The sequence below is a fragment of the Acinetobacter sp. SH024 genome (genome assembly GCF_000163635.1).
Lineage (GTDB): Bacteria > Pseudomonadota > Gammaproteobacteria > Pseudomonadales > Moraxellaceae > Acinetobacter > Acinetobacter pittii.
In genome coordinates this window covers 1127304-1144102 of the sequence record NZ_GG753600.1, presented here as the reverse complement: position 1 = coordinate 1144102, position 16799 = coordinate 1127304, and the positions used below count along the sequence as shown (strand labels likewise).

Here is a 16799-nt window from a genome sequence, read left to right as displayed (position 1 = left end):
TNTTTTTTAATAAATAAATTTGGAAATTTTATTCGCTGTTTCAACAACTAGGTTTGCGATATCTTCTTTAAATGTTCTTTCATCGTAAGTGGTAATTGGACAACTTACAGAGATAACAGCGACCATTTTACCATTTGACTGTTTAAAAATAGGCGCCGCGCAGGCTGCCATATCGTGATTGTAATGACCCCAGCTCACCATGGTTTTTTGAGTTTTTACGTATGAAAGCCTTTGCAATAACGCTTTTAAATTGGTTGGCGTCAGTTCAGAGAAACTGTCCCAATCGCTAAAATTGCGGTAACGCTGACGTACTTCAGTTTCAGGTAAATCAGATAAAAGCATTTGACCAATCACGGTTGCATGGGCAGGCCAGCGAGTTCCTAAACTAATGTTGCTCGTGAAGGTTCCCATCGACTGGATATTATTTACAAAGACAATATGAGTGCCTTCTAAAATAGAAAGATGTACCGCGAGTTTGGTCTGGTCACGTAGTTCTTTCATTAAAGGTGTCGATAAATCAAGTAATGAAAGTTTAGATAAACTGTTAAAACCAAGTTCCATGACTTTGGAATCGAGAGCATAAGTTTTTTGAGATGCTTTTCTTAAATAACCGCAAGATTCGAGTGTATAAATCAAACGAAATGCACTAGAACGGTTCACTTCTAAAATTTCAGCAATTTCTGTAATGGTCATTTCTTGCGCTTGTTGATTAAATGCTTGCAAGATAGCTAAACCCCGTACAAGTCCGGGAACTAAATATCGGTCATCATTTTTTGTTGTTTCCGATTCGTGCGAATCTTCTTCAATTGCTATGCTCATTCGTGTCATTTTCCTATAAATAAAACATGATTCAATTTGGGGCATGCTGCTTTATTTTATAACTATTGTAATTGTTAAAAATGCATAAAACAATTTTTATATTTAAAACTTTGTTTCCTTCTTGAAACGTAACAAAATATTTAAAAATTAGTAAGCTAATGAATTTTATAATTATTTTTACTTTGACAAAAAATGATCAAGGGGATTATGCTTAGCTTGTGTTTTGAAAATCAAATTATGTTTTGTATATAAAACAAAATGAGGACGCAAGGTATGAGTTGGATCTCAGTTTGTCAGCAGGGTGACGTTAGCGAAGATGAGCCGAAAGCCATCGAAATTGAAGGGAAAAAAATAGGCGTATTTTTCGTCGATGAAAATTACTTTGCTATCGAAAATGTTTGCCCTCATGCGTATGCCTTATTAACCGAAGGATTTATCGAAGATCAGACTGTTGAATGTCCATTGCACGAAGCAATTTTTGACATTCAAACAGGTGAGCTAAAAAGTGGGCCAGGGTGTAGAAACCTATGTACGTACCCAGTTCGTGTTGAAGGACAGGATATTCAAATTCAACTCTAGTCCTCACATGTACAAGGAAGCAGAACAATGAAGACATTTAATGAAAAGTTGGCAAGCTGGATTCATGCAACGCCGGCAACCGAAGCAGGTATCAACAATATTCAAATTCCAGGTCAATCTGAATTGTTGGTTTGGCAGACACGTTATAAAGAGCCAACTCTCTATGAACAGGATTTTGTAAAAAACTTGATTCAGGCATTTTCTGCGGGCGCAACAGAGTTAGATGACGTTGTTTCTGCACTTAATCAACAGGGTTTCCGCTGTGAATCTGGTGATGAATGGACTTCTGCAAGCTTTACAGAAGAAATGCAACGTTTAGGTTATTGATTCAGGGAAGAATAAAATGAACGCAATCGTATCAACTTCACAAAGCGCTGAAGAATATTTAGAACTTGGTTTACGTGACCAATGGCATCCGGTTTTGGCAAGTTGGGAAGTCGCTGCTAATCCAGTCGGTATTACCCGTTTAGGCGAAAATATCGTGGTTTGGCGTGATGCCGAAGGTCAGGTTCATGCACTTGAAGATCGCTGTCCACACCGCGGTGCTCGTCTTTCCCTAGGTTGGAACTTGGGTGACCGAGTTGCTTGCTGGTATCACGGTGTTGAAGTTCGTGCTGATGGTGTAGTTGCTGATGTGCCAGCGGTTCATGAATGTCCAATGACCGGCACTAAATGTTTAAAGAACTATCCTGTCATTGAGCAACATGGCGCAATCTTTATCTGGTTTGGTATTGATGCAAATGAACAACCAGCACCGCTTGAGTTCCCAGAGCAACTTGCAAGTGAAGAGTGGAGTGCGTTCCTTTGCCAAGCAGACTGGAAAGTAAACCATCAATACGCGATTGATAATGTGATGGACCCAATGCACGGGACCTATTTACATGCGACATCGCACTCGATGGCAGATGGTGAACGTACTGCAGAGATGAAGCACCGCACGACCGATAATGGCTTTGTTTTTGAAAAAGAAGGTCAAACAGGTGTGAACTTTGACTGGGTTGAATATGGTTCAACAGGTGCAAGCTGGTTACGTCTTTCAATTCCATACCGTAAACAATTTGGCCCAGGTGGTGAATTCTGGATTGTGGGTTATGCAACGCCAATTGATGCCAACAATACTCGCGTATTTTTCTGGCGCTGCCGTAAGGTGAGTGGTTGGCAACGTAATGTATGGCGTTTCTTATATCGCAATCACTTAGAACAATTGCATTGGGATGTATTGGAACAAGACCGAATTATTTTAGAAAATCTTGCGCCAAATGCGCGTGAAAAAGAGTTTCTCTATCAACACGATGTTGGTCTTGCACGTTTACGCCGTTTAATGAAAAAAGAAGCTGAGAAGCAATTAAAGAAAATTGCTGCACTAAATGCATCAAACCGTATCGAGATGCAGGAAGAAGCTCATGGCTAATGTAGCGTTGTTGCAAGGCAAAAAAGTTTTAGTGACTGGTGCTGCGCGTGGTTTAGGTAGAGATTTCGCTCAAGCGATTGCCGAGGCAGGTGCTGAAGTTGTGATGGCAGATATTTTGTCTGACTTGGTGCAACAAGAAGCACAGGCGTTACAGCAACAAGGGCTAAACGTTCATGCTGTCACCGTTGACCTTGCCAATGCAGACTCTATTGAAAATGCGGTTGCAAAAAGTGTGGAAGTATTACAAGGACTAGATGGCCTTGTGAACTGTGCGGCACTGGCAACCAATGTCGGTGGAAAAAATATGATTGATTATGATCCTGAACTTTGGGATCGGGTCATGAATATTAATGTGAAAGGCACATGGCTCATCAGTAAGACATGCGTTCCCCATTTAAAGCAATCGGCTGCAGGCAAGATCATTAATGTTGCTTCCGATACAGCACTTTGGGGCGCACCGAACCTGATGGCTTATGTTGCTAGTAAAGGTGCAATTGTTGCCATGACGCGTTCAATGGCAAGAGAGTTGGGACAATCTAATATCTGTGTCAACACATTGTCACCGGGCCTTACTCTGGTTGAAGCAACCGAGTATGTGCCTCAAGAACGTCACGATTTATATGTCAACGGAAGAGCGATTCAACGTCAGCAACTTCCACAAGATTTAAATGGAACAGCATTGTATCTACTGTCGGATTTGTCCTCTTTTGTGACAGGTCAAAATATTCCGGTCAATGGCGGTTTTGTCTTTAACTAAGGAGTAGTCAAATGATTACAGGGATCGAGATTTTAAAGTTTGGAGTTGAAGATAGAGCCGCTTCAAACAAGTTTTTGGCAGATTTTGGTTTAAGCAAAAGTACTTCGGATATTGAAGGCACTGATCTTTACCAAACCCAAAATGGTAGCAAGATTTATCTATTTAATTGTGATGATGAGCGTTTGCCGACTGCTATTGAACAAGGTTCAACTTTACGTGAAGTGACTTGGGGCGTTGATAGTGCTCAAGACCTTGATGACTTGGCAGCTCGTTTGGCCGATGTAGAAGGTTTTAAACGTACTGAAAATACAGTTGAGTGTATTGACCCAAATGGCATGACCATTCGTTTTGAACAAAGTTTTGTTAAAGAAGTACCTGAACTTAAAACGGAAGGTATTAACCAATACGGCAACATTCAACGTGTGAATGCAGCAAGTCCTGTCTATGAAAAAGGTCAACCTGTTGCGATTGGACATGTGGTGTTCTTCACACCGGATTTGGCAACAACTGAAAACTTCTATATTGAAAAAGTAGGTTTCCATTTATCTGATGCTTACAAAAATCGCGGTGCATTCTTACGTTGCCGCGGTGAAGGTTATCACCATGATTTATTCTTGCTCAGTGTTCCAAATAAACCTGCTGGCTTAAATCACGTTGCGTTTGTAGTACGTGATATCCATGAGGTGATTGGGGGCGGTTTAAATATGAATCGTTCGGAGTGGTCAACCTTTATTGGACCAGGACGTCATCCAATTTCTTCTGCTTATTTCTGGTACGTCAACTCACCATTAGGTGGTGCATTTGAATACTACACCAACGATGATTATTTGACAGAAGAATGGCAACCACGTGTAGAAGAACATCGTCTAGAGCTTTTCACTGAATGGGCGATTGAGGGTGGTCTTGATGACACAACCCGCCGTCAGGTGAAGCCTGTTTAACAGGTATTGCTTTACAAGGAAGATGGCTATGGAAAAGATCGTAATTGTAGGTGCCGGACAGGCAGCGGGTTGGGCAGTAAGTACCTTGCGTCAAAATGGGTATGTGGGTGAAATTCACGTGGTTTCAAATGAAGATCAAGTGTTTTATGAACGTCCGCCATTGTCTAAGCAAGTACTTTCAAAAGAAGCAACGTATGAAAGTTTGAATCTGTTCTCTCCTGAACAGGTTCAAGAGTTCAACGTTCAATGGCATAAACCGGAAATTGCGACAAAAGTCGATCGTGAGCAAAAACAGGTTCATTTAGAAAGTGGTCAGGTTTTGCCGTATGACAAATTGCTGATTGCAACTGGAAGCCGTGCGCGTGTACCCGTCAATACATGGCAGTTCATTCCAAATGTTGTGACTTTACGCAATGTGCATGACTGTGAACGTTTGGCTGAAATTTTAAAGAATGCAAAAAATGTCGCTGTGATTGGCGGTGGCTGGATTGGTTTAGAAATTGCTGCAACTGCACGTAAGCAAGGTAAAGATGTTCATATATTTGAATATGGCGATCGTTTATGTGCAAGAAGCGTGAGTCCGGAAGTTTCTGCATTTTTAAAAAATATGCATGAAACTCAAGGTACAAAAATTCATTTAGACAGCAAGAGTCTTCATTTAGTTGAAGCGCCAAATCAAAAAGTTGAAGTGGTGAATCACCCACAAAATAGCCAGTTATTTGACTGTGTCGTAGTAGGTGCAGGCGCTGAGATTGCCAAAGAGTTAGGTGTACATGCTGGTCTCGATGTGAAAGATGGCATTGTAGTGAATTGTTTTGGGCAAACTTCAGATCAAAACATTTATGCCGCAGGTGATGTTGCGATTCATCCGGGCTTGGGTTATTGCATTCAGTCATGGGCAAATGCACAAAATCAGGCGATTGCAGCTGCGAAGTCAATGCTCGGCATTGAAACCGAATATAGCGATATTCCATGGCTTTGGTCAGATCAATATCACTTTAATATCCAGATTTTAGGTACGTATCAACCTGAAAAAACTAAGGAAGTAGTCATTCGCCAAGGTGGGGAAGATCAGGTGAGCTATTTATATCTGGACCATGAAAATCGTTTGCTCAATATGATTGCCATTAATGATTCTAAACTGATCAAACTGGCAAAACGTTGGATGCAAGCCAACACCGTTTTAGATCCAAAACTATTAGCAGATGCTGAATTTAATGTCATGAAGTTAAAACCGTAAACATTAAATCTGGTTCTCATTACCAAATCGAAGGAATGACACATGAGTAATGAAGAAAAAAGTGGATTGAAGCATTGGGTACCTGCTTTTGTCCTTATGGTGTGTGTGGTACTGGCGTTTTTCGACAAGATTAGTATTGCGGTTTTATTTTCAGATCCTCATTTTCAAAGTGCAATGGGAATTGCTGAAGATAAGGCCAAGCTCGGATGGCTCATGACAAGTTTCTTACTTGCTTATGGTTTTTCATCAGTCTTTCTAAGCTTTTTGGGTGACATCTTTAACCCAAAGAAAATGCTGTTCTGGAGCGTAACGTCGTGGGGCGTACTCATGTTCTGTATGGGGTTCACCACCAGTTATTCAGGCATGTTGGTTTTACGTGTACTGCTTGGTTTAGCAGAAGGCCCGTTATTTGCCTTGGCATACACCATTGTTAAGCAGACTTATACGGACCGTCAGCAGGCACGTGCTTCTACCATGTTCTTACTTGGAACACCGATTGGTGCATTCCTTGGGTTCCCGATCACTGCAAATGTTTTAGCTCACCACGACTGGCATACCACTTTTTTTGTGATGGCTGCGCTAACCCTGATTGCGATTTTTAGCATTGTTTTTGGTCTGCGTAACTTGCAGCTCAAGAAAACTGTCGAAATTGAGGGCGAGAGTAAACGCACTAATTTCAAAGGTCACATTGCCAATACTAAATTGCTGCTCAGCAACAGCGCATTCTGGTTGGTTTGTCTCTTTAACATTGCGTTGATGACGTATTTGTGGGGCTTAAACAGCTGGGTTCCTTCTTACCTAATGCAAGACAAAGGATTCAATCTCAAAGAGTTTGGGATGTATTCAAGCTTTCCATTCATTGCCATGTTAATTGGCGAAATTATCGGTGCGTTTTTATCTGACAAGTTAGGCCGCCGCGCAATTCAAGTATTTAGCGGTTTATTACTCGCGGGCATCTTCATGTATGTGATGGTCATTATGACTGAGCCATTATTGATTATTGCTGCCATGTCTTTAAGTGCTATGGCATGGGGTTTTGGAGTAGCAGCTGTATTTGCTCTGCTTGCAAGAGTCACGACCTCAAATGTAGGGGCGACTGCGGGTGGAATATTTAACGGTTTAGGTAATTTTGCAAGTGCAATTGCGCCTGTTCTTATCGGTTACATCGTGATGCAAACACACAGTTTTAATTTAGGAATTACCTTCTTGGCTGCTGTCGCTGTCATTGGGTCGTTGTTCTTGGTTCCTCTTTTAAAACGTTATTAATTCACTGTATAGGAGTTTAAAAAATGACTACACAACAATTCGAATCGTGGGCACAACCAGAGGGTGCTTCTTTAGAAGATTGGTTAAACACACGTATTGCTCGCTTTGAGACACGTAAATACGATTTCGATGCTTTGAAGTTCCAAGCAGATTACGACCCGAAATATCGCCGTGCACAAATGCGTTACATGGGTACGGGTGCAACAGGTGTTGCAAATGACGGTAACACCGTTCCAGCAGAAAACTTCACGTTTTCAACCATGGTTCTACCACCACAGTGTGAAGGTCCTTTGCACATTCACCACGATGTTGAAGAAGTTTTCTTTATGCTTCGCGGCGAAATTGATTTGTTCATTGAGCACAACGGCGAAAAATTTGAAACCCGTTTAAAAGAGCGTGATCTGATTTCAATTCCACCGGGAATTTACCGTGGTCTGTTTAACCCAGGTCAAGAAGATGCCTTGATGTGTGTGATGTTAGGAACAGGTAAACCAACCATTCCGAACTATCCACCAGAGCATCCATTGTCTCAAATCAAACGTTAATTGTTTGATGAAGTGAATGAAGGAAAGAATTGAAAATGATGACACTCATTGAAAAGTTAGCAGAATTTCCGGTGAAAACCGTTACTGTTCAAGGCCAACAGCAAGCCTATCGGGAAGCCGGTCAGGGTGAGTACCTTGTGCTGTTGCATGGCATTAGTTCAGGTTCTGCTTCATGGGTAAACCAACTTGAAGTGCTGTCTCATCATTTTCATGTCATTGCCTGGGACGCACCGGGCTATGGCAAATCAGATGAACTTTTAACTGATCAGCCCAATGCTACTGACTACGCAAAGCGTTTGGCAGCATTGTTAGATGTTTTAAAAATTGAAAAAGCAATTGTGGTCGGACACTCATTAGGTGCCTTACAGGCCAGTGCATTTGCTGCACTTTACCCAGAGCGAGTGGAACATTTAGTTGTTGCTAACTTGGCACAAGGCTATCAACGCCACGATGAACAAACACAAATTCAGGTTTTTGAAAAAAGACCAAAAATGTTGAAAGAACTCGGTGCTAAAGGAATGGCTGAAAGCCGTGGACCTCATTTGATTTATAAACAAGAGCCACAAGCCTTAGCTTTAGTTTCAGAGGTGATGCAGCAGTTGACTCTAAAAGGTTTCACCCATGCATCGTACTTACTGGCATATGACGAAATACGTAATTACTTAACCCATTTAAAAGTCCCATGCACAGTCATTGCAGGGCAGCAAGATCAAATCACTCCTGCGTTAGGTATACAAGAGCTTGCTCAGGAATTGCAGTTGGAACAGCGCTTCGTCATAGAAGATGCAGGACATTTAAGTTATGTCGACCAACCGCAAGCATTTAACCAAATTATGTTGACGATTCAGGAACAATCGTAAGAGAGATTAAGGATTATGAGCTTCCAAGTTGAAGGAAAAGTTGCAGTTGTTACCGGTGGCTCATCTGGGATTGGGCTGGCTGCTGTTGAAATACTGGTTGCAGAGGGTGCAAAAGTTGCTTGGTGTGGTCGCGATGAAGAACGTTTAAATGCTTCAAAGCACTATATTTTAGAAAAATATCCGCATGCCAATATTTTTACTAAAGCATGCAATGTATTGAAAAAAGAAGAAGTTCAGCAATTTGCCAAAGACGTCAAACTCAATTTGGGCAATGTGGACATGCTCATTAACAATGCTGGGCAAGGTCGTGTTTCAAATTTTGAAAACACACAAGATGAAGACTGGATGAAAGAAATTGAGCTGAAATATTTCAGTGTTTTACATCCGGTACGGGCTTTTCTCGACGACTTAAAACAATCGGCAAATGCCTCTATTACCAATGTGAACTCGTTACTGGCATTGCAACCTGAACCGCACATGATTGCAACTTCATCTGCACGTGCTGCGCTGTTGAATTTAACCCATTCGTTGGCACATGAGTTTACTCAATATGGCGTTCGCGTGAACTCGATTTTACTCGGAATGGTCGAATCTGCACAGTGGAAACGCCGTTATGAAACCCGTTCAGATTTAAATCTGTCATGGGAAGAATGGACCGGCAATATCGCAAAAAACCGCGGTATTCCAATGCAGCGTTTAGGCCGTCCAGAAGAGCCTGCACGTGCTTTAGTTTTCTTGGCATCACCATTGGCATCTTACACCACAGGTTCGGCAATAGATGTCTCGGGTGGTTTTAACAAACATTTATAAATATCAGGTGCTGTCATGAAAAAGTTGATGATGATTGGTTTCGGCGCAATGGCAGCAGAAGTGTATGCCCATTTGCCCCAAGATCTGCAACTCAAATGGATTGTTGTGCCATCTCGCAGTATTGAAAAAGTGCAATCACAAGTTTCTTCAGAGATTCAGGTGATTTCAGATATTGAGCAATGTGATGGTACGCCAGACTATGTCATTGAAGTGGCAGGTCAAGCAGCAGTGAAAGAGCATGCTCAAAAAGTTTTGGCGAAAGGCTGGACTATAGGTCTGATCTCGGTGGGTACTTTGGCTGATAGTGAGTTTCTGATTCAGCTTAAACAAACTGCCGAAAAAAATGATGCACATCTGCATTTACTTGCAGGGGCAATTGCAGGCATTGATGGTATTTCTGCGGCCAAAGAAGGTGGTTTGCAAAAAGTCACTTACAAAGGCTGCAAAAGTCCAAAAAGCTGGAAGGGCAGTTATGCAGAGCAATTGGTCGATCTAGACCATGTTGTTGAAGCTACAGTCTTTTTTACAGGAACTGCCCGTGAAGCTGCGACCAAATTTCCAGCGAATGCCAACGTTGCAGCAACCATTGCACTTGCAGGGCTTGGAATGGATGAAACCATGGTTGAGTTAACTGTTGATCCAACCATCAACAAAAACAAACACACCATTGTGGCAGAAGGTGGTTTTGGGCAAATGACCATTGAACTGGTTGGCGTGCCGTTACCAAGTAACCCAAAAACATCAACTTTGGCTGCGCTTAGCGTGATTCGTGCTTGTCGCAACAGTGTAGAAGCAATACAGATTTAAGAAGGATTTGATCATGGCAAAGGAAATTTATATTGCAGGTGAATGGCGATTAGGCCGTGGTGCAGTCATTCAAAGCCTGTTTCCGGCAGATCAGTCGGTAAACGCTGAGCTTTCAACAGCAACGCTTGAAGATGTAAATGAAGCAATTGAAAAAGCGGATCAGGCTTGGCGTCAACCGAGCTGGAGAAACAGTTTGCCGCATGAGCGCGCACGTATTCTCTACAAAGTTGCAGACATTATTGAAGCGCGTGTAGATGAGTTAGCAAAATTACAAACACGTGATAATGGTAAGCCTTTAACCGAAACTCGTGGCTTGGTGATGAGCGCGGCGGCAACTGCACGTTATGTTGCTGCGGCATGTGAAACATTGAACGATGAGCTCACCACTCAACGTGCTCCAGACTTTATGACCATGAGCGTGCATGAACCTGTGGGCGTTGTAGCAGCCATTACCCCTTGGAACTCTCCAATTGCAAGTGAAGTTCAAAAGCTTGCTCCAGCTTTGGCAGCAGGAAATGCCGTGGTGTTAAAACCAGCTGAAGCGACTTCACTGATTGCTTTAGAGCTTGCCAAAATTTTTGAAGAAGCAGGTTTACCAAAAGGCTTACTCAGCGTGCTAGTTGGGCGCGGTTCTGTGATTGGTGATGCAATTGCTCAGCACCCATTGGTTCGTAAAATTTCTTTTACAGGTGGAACAACCACGGGGCGTCATTTGGCACACATTGCCGCTGACAAACTGATTACTACTTCGCTTGAGTTAGGTGGTAAGTCACCAACCATCGTTCTGCCGGATGCAGATGTCGAACTGGCAGCTAAAGGTGTGGCGTACGGAATTTTTAGCTCGGCAGGCCAAGCGTGTATCGCAGGTTCTCGCTTGTTTATTCATAGTAGTCTTTACGATCAGTTTTTAACGCGTTTGGTTGAAATTACCAAAGGCTTACGTGTGGGCCATCCAGAACAAGCTGGTGTGCATTTAGGTCCACTGGTCAATGACAAACATTTGCAGTCAGTTGACCGTTATGTGCAGCTTGCTAAAAGCGAAGGTGGTCAGGTTCTAATTGGTGGTGAAGCGCTTACGGCTGGTGACTATGCCAAAGGAAGCTATTACTTACCCACCATTATCACGGGCTTAAATAACAGTGCTCAAACCTGTCAGGAAGAAATTTTTGGCCCTGTTTTAGTCGTTATGAAATATGACAACGAGCAAGATTTAATTGCCCAAGCCAATGACAGTTGTTTTGGCCTTGCTGCAGGTATCTGGACTGAAAGCTATCGCAAAGCTTGGCGTATTGCACGTGCCTTAGAAGTGGGAACGGTATGGATTAATACCTACAAAAAATTCTCGATTAGTGCGCCGTTTGGTGGCTTTAAAGACAGTGGAATCGGACGCGAAAAAGGCCGTTTGGGCATTTTATCGTACATGCAACAAAAGAGTATTTATATGGGGCTGAATGAACAGCCTAACCCTTGGTGCGATTAATAAATTCAAGGACTGAAAACAAATTTTGAGGAATAGACATGACTGAACGTGTAAATGTAGGCGAAGCAATCGCAAGAGTTTTAGAAGCGCACCAAGTTGATAGTATTTATGGTGTTATTTCCATCCACAATTTACCTATTGCCGATGCGGTAGGGCGCCGTGAAAAAATGCGCTTTGTCGCAGCCCGTGGTGAAGCGGGTGCGGTCACCATGGCAGATGCACACTCACGCTTTAAAGGCCTAGGGGTAGCGTTAACAAGTACGGGTGCTGGTGCAGGTAATGCAGTGGGTTCACTGATTGAAGCAATGAATGCGGGTAGCCCTGTATTGCATTTAACAGGTCAAGTTGAGCGTGAATATCTCGACCGTGATGCAAGTTTCATCCATGAAACTAAAGACCAACTTACATTCTTGCGCGCATCAAGCAAAGCGGCGTTCCGTATTACCAGCCCAGACAATGCTGTTGGTGTGATTCGTGAAGCCATCCGTGTAGCAACCACAGTTCCAATGGGTCCGGTTAGTGTTGAGCTGCCGATTGATGTGCAGGCAGCAGAAATTGATTTGCCACTTAACTTAGGGCCAGTCAAAGCACTTGAGTTACCACAGGCAGAGCAAGCAGAAATTGATCTTCTTGTAAGCGAAATCAAAAAAGCAAAACGTCCGATTTTCTGGATTGGCGGTGGAACTTTAAATAGCGTTGCCGAAGTTAAAGCAATTGCAGATTTAGGTATTCCGGTTGTTTCATCTACACATGGCCGTGGGGTGTTGGCAGATGATCATCCACGTAGTTTGGGTGCTTTCCATAACTCAGCAGGTGTTGAGCAGTTATTAAAAGATGCTGACTTAATGGTTGTGGTGGGTTCTCGTTTACGTAGTAATGAAACTAAAACTTATTCGGTTGAATTCCCTGAAAACATTATTCAGGTGGATGCCAACCCAGTGGCTCAGCAACGTAATTACAAAATCCGCAACTTCATTTGTGGCGATGCCAAAGATGTCTTAACACGTGTGTTAGAGCAGCTTCAAGGAACTTCAAAAGTTGATGCCGATTACGATGCTGCTGTAGTGGCTGCTAAACAGGCTGCAATTGATGCACTGCGTAAACAAATCGATCAGTACGCATTAATTTGTGATCACTTGCGCGCAGCTTTACCTCAAGACGGCATTTTTGTACGTGACATCACCATGTCGGGTAGTACATGGGGCAGTCGTTTATTCCCTGTACAAGCACCAAACCAAAACATCCACTCACTCGCGGGTGCAATTGGTTTAGGCCTTGCAACAGCAATCGGTGCTTCAGTTGCTAACCCTGATAAAAAAGTAATTGGTTTAGTCGGCGATGGCGGCTTAATGTTGGGTATTGGTGAAATTGCAACTATGGTGCAAGAAAACACCAACATGGTCTTAATGATTATGAATGATGGTGGTTATGGCGTAATGCGTGGCATTCAAAATAACTACTTTGGTGGTCGTCAGTATTTCAATGAATTGCATACACCTGATTACAAACTTCTTGGCGAATCAATGGGTGTGAAGAGCTGGAAAGTGGGTAGTGCAGATGAGTTTAAAACGGTTATTCAAGAGGCTGTCGCTTTTGAAGGACCAACTGTGATCGAGCTCGATATGAATTCGATTGGACCATTAAACTTCGCGGGTTCACCGCAAAAGAAACTGTATTAACCAGTTTGGATGGTTTAGTACATATGCGATGGGAGCTGCTAAGCCATCCTTTTTTAGATAAATTTTTTTGTCTAAAAAACAATAAAAACGAAGTTTTACAGGTAAAACAAATAAAGTTCCAGCAGGACGCTGGAACTCAATCAAGGATGTAGAGATGAAAAAGACTTCATTGATCATGGCATTCATTGCACCGCTTACGCTGGGGGTAAGCGTCAATGCATTTGCAAAAGACTCATTGCTTGAATGGAAAAGTGATGACGGCACCGACTCATTAAAGTTAGGTGGGGTGGTTCGGTTAAATCAACGCTATGAAGATTGGGAAGGGCCAAACCGTGGTTTTGGTAAGCTCCATTTTGATATTTTCAGGGTTGATCTCAAAGGTAAATTTGATGATGCCTATATCAATGCCAGCTATATGTTTCAAGACCAACAGAAAACGTCCATTGAAAAAGCATATGTTGGCTATAACTTAGATGCCAATAACAGCATTGAAGCAGGTTTGGTTTATAAGCCTTTTACGATTTATCCTTACCCGCAAAATGGCTGGACCTATCACATTCCATTCTTTTTAGGTTATGGCAATAACATTGCACCGGGGATCAACTGGAATTATCACAACAAAGATTGGGATGTAAAACTCGGTTATTATCCTCAAATGTTAGAGACGAACCTGCGTTATTCCCCTGAAAGTGCAACTTATGATGACTTGGCAGGAAATGCATTTCCATCTCAAAAAGCCTATCAAAATGAAAAGCGCAATCAGGTGAATACCCGTATTGTTCGCAAGTTAGAAACTGATTTCGGTAAGCAAGAGTTCGGTGTATCGGGTGCAATCGCCCAGCTACATAATGATATTACCGATAAAGACGGCAAATATTATGCAGTCGGTTTGCATACTGAAAACAACTACAAACGCTTTAATTTACAAAGCTCGGTCATCCACTATCAATACGATGCTAAAAATCCGGATGGTGTAAATAGTGATATGACTTTGATGGGAGCGAATGGCCTTACGCCTGCTTATTTCATTGCTTCGGAAGGTACGATAGCCAGTTTAAACCTTGCCTATACGTTGCCTGTGACCAATATGGGCAAGCTAAAAGCCATTAAGTTTTATAATGACTATAGTTATCTCGATAAAAAACGTGATGATTGGTCAGATTCGCAAATGAATACTACAGGGATGATGTTTATTGCTTCACCATTTATGGTTTGGGCAGATTATACGTGGGGTAAAAACTCCAACATCATTGGTGGCTCGACCAATTCAACAGGATATACCTCTACTACCTCGCCAAACAGCGACAAATGGTTATACCGTATTAACTTTAATATCGGGTTTACTTTCTAAAGTAAGCAGCAATAAAAAACCACGCAATTGGCGTGGTTTTTTATTTAATAAGTGAAAATTTTTAATACCTGTTTTTTTCGAACTTATTCCAAAACACAAAGGCAGTCACAAAGGCCAAAATGGTTAGTGCGAAAATATAATACATCGCACCAATATCACTATATTGACTGAGCCAATGCACTAAAGGCAGGGTCATACCACCAACAATTGCATACGATAAATTATAAGAAAATGAAATGCCCGAGAAACGCACAGGCGCGGGGAACATTTTGACCATACTGCTCGACACCATGCCGACAGTACCAGAGCATAGACCCAACAGCATATATAAACCAAAAATGGTTGAGTGTGCCGCGTGCCCCAAACTGTTATAAAAAACTGCTGCTGTAAGTGCCACAGCAAGCGCACCGACCATCATGACTTTGCCACAGCCAAAACGGTCAGCAAAATAGCCTGCCAAAATACAGCCAAGCATTTGCATAACAATCGCAGCACTTTGCATTTCAAAGGTTTGAGTACGCTCAAAACCAAACGTACCAGTTAATAAATTTGGCATGGCTAAAATCACCACCACCACACAACCTGTTAAAAACCATGTAAATAACATGCCAATCGCAACGGCTGTTTTATGCGTTTTTAAGACTTGTTTTACAGGCATTTCTTTTGAAATTTCTTTACGAGCCTGCATGGCTTTAAATACAGGCGTTTCTTTTAAATACGTTCTTAAATAAAGTGCAACCAGACCAAAAATACCACCTGCAATGAAAGGAATACGCCATGCCCAGTCATGGATTTGTCCTTCACTAAAATTCAGTGAAATCCATAAAGACATCAATGCACCCAATAAAATTCCTAAAGACAGCCCAGCGGTGAGTAAACCATTTGCCAGTCCGATTTTTCTTTCAGGTACATGTTCAGACACAAATGTCCATGCGGCTGGAATTTCACCCCCAATCGCAATACCTTGCACCACACGCATAAGCAATAAAAGTAGGGGTGCCAAATATCCGATATTTTCAAAGGTAGGCAATATCCCGATAAACAGGGTAGGCAGCGCCATCAGTAAAATAGAAAGTGAAAATAATTTTTTACGCCCGACCAAATCACCAAAATGGGCCATGACAACCCCACCTAAGGGCCTAAAAAAGTAACCTGCTGCAAAAATGCCGTAAGTGTTGAGCATGGCCCAAAACGGACTAAGTGTGCTGGGGAAAAAGAGGTCGGAAATGATTTTGGCGTAAAACACATAAATCACAAAATCATAAAACTCTAAAGCTCCACCCAATGAAGAAAGGGCGAGGGTTCGTTTATCTTCTTTATTAAGATAGTTCGCATCCTGCAAAGTTAATTCCTGATCCATTTTTTACTTAATTGTTGTAATTGAAGTTTGGATATTAATGGAAAAGTGAAGTAAAAGTAAATGGAGGAAATTTGTTCTATAGGGCAATGCCGATTGGACTTGCTCAGATCAAAAAGCTTTCAAACAAAAAACGCTTTAGATAAAACAAAAACAGATGTAGGAATGGCTTTTCTTTTGGCTTGTTCAGCGACACAATAAAACTTGTTATAGCCAGTTTAATGAGAGAGTCAAAGGATGAGTGTAGTTTTACCTGTCGCGAAGCGTGGTGAAGATATTTTAAAACTAATTGCGGCTCCCGTCTCGGCAAATGAGTTAAACAGTAATTGGCTTTATCAGCTTGCTGACGCTATGCATGCGACAATGCTCGAACGTAATGGGGTAGGGATTGCTGCACCGCAAGTTTATATCTCTAAACGCGTCATTATTGTGGCATCTCGACCAAACCTGCGTTATCCAGATGCACCTGAAATGGAAGCAGTGGTCATGGTGAATCCTGAGATTTTAGAGTTCTCAGACGAAGTTTGTTTAGGTGAAGAAGGCTGCTTAAGTGTGCCTGACGAACGTGGACAAGTGGAACGTGCCGAAATGGTTAAGGTGAAATACTTAACACTTCAGGGCGAGACGGTGGAAACAATTTTTCATGGTTTTCCTGCTCGTATCGTTCAACATGAGGTCGATCATTTAAATGGGATATTGTTTGTAGAAAGAATAAGCTAATCTTCAGTTTAAAGTTTTGAAAAACCTATAATGAGCTTGAAAAGGATAAGTCATCGGAATTACAATACTTATAGCGTGATATTTAAATCATTACAAAAGATATAATTTTAATATTATCAGCAGGTTGTGCTGAAATTTTACGCGATGTTGTAAATCTCCTCATTTAAGGTTACTGAC

17 protein-coding genes are annotated in these 16799 nt (G+C 42.0%); 15 read left to right on the top strand and 2 right to left on the bottom strand.

The annotated features are described in order from the left end of the window. Window positions 1–6: 6 nt before the first annotated feature. A complete protein-coding gene (locus HMPREF0013_RS11230; RefSeq protein WP_005803024.1) occupies window positions 7–819 on the bottom strand; it encodes an IclR family transcriptional regulator in 813 nt (270 codons plus the stop codon). Between the two features lie 273 nt (window positions 820–1092). Between HMPREF0013_RS11230 and HMPREF0013_RS11225 the strand changes: the two genes are divergently transcribed. From HMPREF0013_RS11225 to HMPREF0013_RS11160, 14 genes are all read left to right on the top strand, one after another. Beyond that, entirely contained in the window at window positions 1093–1398 is a 306-nt protein-coding gene (locus tag HMPREF0013_RS11225) for a non-heme iron oxygenase ferredoxin subunit (protein ID WP_002117586.1), read from the top strand. Window positions 1399–1425: 27 nt separating this feature from the next. Then, window positions 1426–1725: a recombinase-like helix-turn-helix domain-containing protein gene (locus tag HMPREF0013_RS11220; RefSeq protein WP_005070730.1), complete on the top strand. Its 300-nt coding sequence runs from the start codon at window positions 1426–1428 to the stop codon at window positions 1723–1725. A 16-nt stretch (window positions 1726–1741) separates the two neighbouring features. Then, window positions 1742–2809, top strand: coding sequence for an aromatic ring-hydroxylating oxygenase subunit alpha (locus tag HMPREF0013_RS11215; RefSeq protein ID WP_005070727.1), 1068 nt, complete (start codon window positions 1742–1744; stop codon window positions 2807–2809). Beyond that, window positions 2802–3566: an SDR family oxidoreductase gene (locus tag HMPREF0013_RS11210; protein ID WP_005803020.1), complete on the top strand. Its 765-nt coding sequence runs from the start codon at window positions 2802–2804 to the stop codon at window positions 3564–3566. The genes HMPREF0013_RS11215 and HMPREF0013_RS11210 overlap by 8 nt, the downstream gene beginning before the upstream one ends. Window positions 3567–3577: 11 nt before the next feature. Then, the gene (locus HMPREF0013_RS11205; protein WP_005803019.1) at window positions 3578–4507 is read left to right on the top strand and encodes a VOC family protein; all 930 of its coding nucleotides are present in this window, start codon (window positions 3578–3580) and stop codon (window positions 4505–4507) included. Between the two features lie 28 nt (window positions 4508–4535). Next, window positions 4536–5747, top strand: a complete 1212-nt coding sequence (locus HMPREF0013_RS11200) for an NAD(P)/FAD-dependent oxidoreductase (RefSeq protein ID WP_005803017.1) — start codon at window positions 4536–4538, stop codon at window positions 5745–5747. A gap of 42 nt (window positions 5748–5789) precedes the next feature. Further along, on the top strand, window positions 5790–7013 hold the full coding sequence (locus HMPREF0013_RS11195; RefSeq protein ID WP_005803015.1) for an MFS transporter: 1224 nt from the start codon (window positions 5790–5792) through the stop codon (window positions 7011–7013). Window positions 7014–7036: 23 nt separating this feature from the next. Beyond that, a complete protein-coding gene (locus HMPREF0013_RS11190) occupies window positions 7037–7558 on the top strand; it encodes a cupin domain-containing protein (protein ID WP_002117566.1) in 522 nt (173 codons plus the stop codon). A gap of 35 nt (window positions 7559–7593) precedes the next feature. Then, on the top strand, window positions 7594–8418 hold the full coding sequence (locus HMPREF0013_RS11185) for an alpha/beta fold hydrolase (protein WP_005803013.1): 825 nt from the start codon (window positions 7594–7596) through the stop codon (window positions 8416–8418). 15 nt (window positions 8419–8433) lie between these two features. After that, complete coding sequence (locus tag HMPREF0013_RS11180) at window positions 8434–9228, top strand: SDR family oxidoreductase (protein ID WP_005803011.1); 795 nt, start codon at window positions 8434–8436, stop codon at window positions 9226–9228. 15 nt (window positions 9229–9243) lie between these two features. Then, window positions 9244–10035, top strand: coding sequence for an aspartate dehydrogenase (locus HMPREF0013_RS11175; protein WP_005803009.1), 792 nt, complete (start codon window positions 9244–9246; stop codon window positions 10033–10035). Window positions 10036–10048: 13 nt separating this feature from the next. Next, window positions 10049–11515: an aldehyde dehydrogenase gene (locus HMPREF0013_RS11170; RefSeq protein WP_005803007.1), complete on the top strand. Its 1467-nt coding sequence runs from the start codon at window positions 10049–10051 to the stop codon at window positions 11513–11515. A 38-nt stretch (window positions 11516–11553) separates the two neighbouring features. Further along, on the top strand, window positions 11554–13194 hold the full coding sequence (locus HMPREF0013_RS11165; RefSeq protein WP_005803006.1) for a thiamine pyrophosphate-binding protein: 1641 nt from the start codon (window positions 11554–11556) through the stop codon (window positions 13192–13194). Window positions 13195–13348: 154 nt separating this feature from the next. Then, window positions 13349–14545: a hypothetical protein gene (locus HMPREF0013_RS11160; RefSeq protein ID WP_005803004.1), complete on the top strand. Its 1197-nt coding sequence runs from the start codon at window positions 13349–13351 to the stop codon at window positions 14543–14545. Window positions 14546–14606: 61 nt separating this feature from the next. On the opposite strand, the gene HMPREF0013_RS11155 is transcribed toward HMPREF0013_RS11160, so the two are convergent. Then, the gene (locus HMPREF0013_RS11155; RefSeq protein ID WP_005803000.1) at window positions 14607–15905 is read right to left on the bottom strand and encodes an MFS transporter; all 1299 of its coding nucleotides are present in this window, start codon (window positions 15903–15905) and stop codon (window positions 14607–14609) included. Between the two features lie 234 nt (window positions 15906–16139). On the opposite strand from HMPREF0013_RS11155, the gene def reads away from it, so the two are divergent. Continuing rightward, a complete protein-coding gene (gene def / locus HMPREF0013_RS11150; protein ID WP_005802999.1) occupies window positions 16140–16622 on the top strand; it encodes a peptide deformylase in 483 nt (160 codons plus the stop codon). The last annotated feature ends 177 nt before the right edge of the window (window positions 16623–16799 follow it).

What these genes read in the sequence shown, in the direction of transcription:
- HMPREF0013_RS11230 (WP_005803024.1), bottom strand. Translation starts at nt 819, where the DNA reads ATGAGCATAGCAATTGAAGAAGATTCGCACGAATCGGAAACAACAAAA.
- HMPREF0013_RS11225 (WP_002117586.1), top strand. Translation starts at nt 1,093, where the DNA reads ATGAGTTGGATCTCAGTTTGTCAGCAGGGTGACGTTAGCGAAGATGAG.
- HMPREF0013_RS11220 (WP_005070730.1), top strand. Translation starts at nt 1,426, where the DNA reads ATGAAGACATTTAATGAAAAGTTGGCAAGCTGGATTCATGCAACGCCG.
- HMPREF0013_RS11215 (WP_005070727.1), top strand. Translation starts at nt 1,742, where the DNA reads ATGAACGCAATCGTATCAACTTCACAAAGCGCTGAAGAATATTTAGAA.
- HMPREF0013_RS11210 (WP_005803020.1), top strand. Translation starts at nt 2,802, where the DNA reads ATGGCTAATGTAGCGTTGTTGCAAGGCAAAAAAGTTTTAGTGACTGGT.
- HMPREF0013_RS11205 (WP_005803019.1), top strand. Translation starts at nt 3,578, where the DNA reads ATGATTACAGGGATCGAGATTTTAAAGTTTGGAGTTGAAGATAGAGCC.
- HMPREF0013_RS11200 (WP_005803017.1), top strand. Translation starts at nt 4,536, where the DNA reads ATGGAAAAGATCGTAATTGTAGGTGCCGGACAGGCAGCGGGTTGGGCA.
- HMPREF0013_RS11195 (WP_005803015.1), top strand. Translation starts at nt 5,790, where the DNA reads ATGAGTAATGAAGAAAAAAGTGGATTGAAGCATTGGGTACCTGCTTTT.
- HMPREF0013_RS11190 (WP_002117566.1), top strand. Translation starts at nt 7,037, where the DNA reads ATGACTACACAACAATTCGAATCGTGGGCACAACCAGAGGGTGCTTCT.
- HMPREF0013_RS11185 (WP_005803013.1), top strand. Translation starts at nt 7,594, where the DNA reads ATGATGACACTCATTGAAAAGTTAGCAGAATTTCCGGTGAAAACCGTT.
- HMPREF0013_RS11180 (WP_005803011.1), top strand. Translation starts at nt 8,434, where the DNA reads ATGAGCTTCCAAGTTGAAGGAAAAGTTGCAGTTGTTACCGGTGGCTCA.
- HMPREF0013_RS11175 (WP_005803009.1), top strand. Translation starts at nt 9,244, where the DNA reads ATGAAAAAGTTGATGATGATTGGTTTCGGCGCAATGGCAGCAGAAGTG.
- HMPREF0013_RS11170 (WP_005803007.1), top strand. Translation starts at nt 10,049, where the DNA reads ATGGCAAAGGAAATTTATATTGCAGGTGAATGGCGATTAGGCCGTGGT.
- HMPREF0013_RS11165 (WP_005803006.1), top strand. Translation starts at nt 11,554, where the DNA reads ATGACTGAACGTGTAAATGTAGGCGAAGCAATCGCAAGAGTTTTAGAA.
- HMPREF0013_RS11160 (WP_005803004.1), top strand. Translation starts at nt 13,349, where the DNA reads ATGAAAAAGACTTCATTGATCATGGCATTCATTGCACCGCTTACGCTG.
- HMPREF0013_RS11155 (WP_005803000.1), bottom strand. Translation starts at nt 15,905, where the DNA reads ATGGATCAGGAATTAACTTTGCAGGATGCGAACTATCTTAATAAAGAA.
- def (WP_005802999.1), top strand. Translation starts at nt 16,140, where the DNA reads ATGAGTGTAGTTTTACCTGTCGCGAAGCGTGGTGAAGATATTTTAAAA.